This is a genomic window from Catenibacterium sp. UBA627, assembly GCF_002299355.1.
Classification (GTDB): domain Bacteria; phylum Bacillota_I; class Bacilli_A; order Erysipelotrichales; family Coprobacillaceae; genus Catenibacterium; species Catenibacterium mitsuoka.
Genome location: NZ_DBPF01000009.1, coordinates 5,524 through 7,480 on the forward strand (window position 1 = coordinate 5,524; position 1,957 = coordinate 7,480).

Annotated in this window: 3 protein-coding genes; all 3 read right to left on the minus strand. The window is 34.1% G+C overall.

Features of this window, described 5'->3' with window-relative positions; translation table 11 throughout:
* Positions 1-78 precede the first annotated feature (78 nt).
* From B2S90_RS00690 to B2S90_RS00700, 3 genes are read right to left on the minus strand one after another with little or no spacing between them, the layout of a single operon-like run.
* Complete coding sequence (locus tag B2S90_RS00690; protein WP_006504996.1) at positions 79-984, minus strand: SPFH domain-containing protein; 906 nt, start codon at positions 982-984, stop codon at positions 79-81.
* Between the two features lies 1 nt (position 985).
* Positions 986-1,417, minus strand: a complete 432-nt coding sequence (locus B2S90_RS00695) for an NfeD family protein (RefSeq protein WP_286696376.1) — start codon at positions 1,415-1,417, stop codon at positions 986-988.
* Positions 1,410-1,796: a hypothetical protein gene (locus B2S90_RS00700; protein WP_040389697.1), complete on the minus strand. Its 387-nt coding sequence runs from the start codon at positions 1,794-1,796 to the stop codon at positions 1,410-1,412. The genes B2S90_RS00695 and B2S90_RS00700 overlap by 8 nt, the downstream gene beginning before the upstream one ends.
* Positions 1,797-1,957 lie beyond the last annotated feature (161 nt).

The window sequence follows — 1,957 nt, forward strand, 5'->3', positions numbered from 1 at the left end:
ATTATACAAGCCATGCGATATCGCATGGCTTTTTAGATATAAAAAAATCAGAAGACAGCATCTGTCTTCTGACTGTTGTTACTCAGGCTTTTTAGGATCCTTAAGTGATTCTGATAAAGTTGTAAGTGTACCAGCTAATCCTGCCAAGTCATTAGGTACAATAATCTTCGTAGCTTGTCCATCAGCTAAGTTCTTTAATGCTTTTAATCCTTCTAACTGGATATAAGCAGATTCAGGATTTGCTTCATTAATATACTGAATAGCTTTAGCTTGTGCTTCATAAACAAGTCTTAATGCTTCAGCCTGACCTTCAGCTTTCGCAATCTGTGCTTCTTTTTCAGCTGTTGCACGTAATACAAGTGATTCCTTATCCCCTTCTGCATTTAAGATTGCAGCCTGTTTTTTACCTTCAGCAACTAAGATAGATTCACGTCTTTCACGTTCTGCACGCATCTGTTTTTCCATTGCTTCCTGAATATCTTTTGGTGGAAGAATGTTTTTAACTTCTACTCTTGTTACCTTGATACCCCATGGATCAGTGGCATCATCAAGAATAGATCTCATCTTAGAGTTAATGATATCTCTTGATGTTAAAGTATCATCTAATTCAAGTTCACCAATGATATTTCTTAATGTAGTAGCAGTTAATGTTTCAATCGCATTAATTGGTCTTACTACACCATAAGTAAATAACTTAGGATCTGTGATAGAGAAATAGACAACTGTATCAATCTGCATTGTAACGTTATCTTTAGTAATAACTGGCTGTGGAGCGAAGTCCATAACCTGTTCCTTTAATGATACACGATTAGATACACGATCAATTAAAGGAATAAGAATATGTAAACCTACATTTAATGTTCGGTCATATGCACCAATTCTTTCTACTACATAAGCATATGACTGTGGAACAATCTTTACTGTACTGAAAATAAGAATAACAACAATTGCGATTAATAAAATCATTAAAATAAATCCTAACATCTTAGTTCTCCTCCTTTTTAACAACTAGATGTGCACCTTCAATTGCGACAACTTCCCCATATTCTCCTTCTTCTAAAGTTAAATTATGAAGTGAGGATGCTGACCAAATCTGATTTTTAATTCTTACTTCACCCATATGATCTGCATCGATTCTCTTAATAACGAGAGCATGCGTTCCTATGAGTGCATCATTATTCGTATGTATTATATTGCCCTTCAGACTTTTTACAGCCATAGGACGTGCCACTATTGCGCATATAACTGATACCACAAGAAATATAGCGACCTGTATTGGAACCGATACATTTAATAAGCAGGCAATTAATGCCACAAAAGCACCAATCACAAACCAGACACTCACTAATGATACTGTGAGTATTTCTACTACAATACACGCAACCATAACACCTGACCACACTACCAAACTATCCATTTAGTTTTCCCTCCTTGTAGTCAACAATGAGAACTTCATGAACAATGTCATATGTTCCTTTAAACTTAAAGACATTCTTTTCATTGAAATCGAGAGGAATCAAATCGGCAAGTTCTTTAATAAATGGTTTATTTGTGATTCTTCCATAGGACTTACCTCTTGATATCTTATGAAGCTGGTCCTGTGGATAGATTCCGTCATTGATAGCTTGCTTTCCCACGGGTTTGATACCGATACAATGATTGTCATAATCAATACCTAATAGAACATAATTCACATTTTCAAAATGCATACATGCTGTCGTATTCAATGTAATATTTGTTTCATAAATGGAGACGACAGATGCATTCAGTTCGTTTGTATTCCAGACAAAGTTCATGTTTATCACCTCCAATATCATTATATTATTTTTATTATTTTTATTCAACAGAAACCGTATAACAAAAAAACTCTAACAATAAGATAATATTTCTACCATCTTGAATGTTAGAGTTTCAGAAGTATTATTTCTTATCTATGTAAATGAGTTTATCTATTATT

Coding starts and splice junctions, on each gene's coding strand:
- B2S90_RS00690 (WP_006504996.1), bottom strand. CDS start 984: ATGTTAGGATTTATTTTAATGATTTTATTAATCGCAATTGTTGTTATT.
- B2S90_RS00695 (WP_286696376.1), bottom strand. CDS start 1,417: ATGGATAGTTTGGTAGTGTGGTCAGGTGTTATGGTTGCGTGTATTGTA.
- B2S90_RS00700 (WP_040389697.1), bottom strand. CDS start 1,796: ATGAACTTTGTCTGGAATACAAACGAACTGAATGCATCTGTCGTCTCC.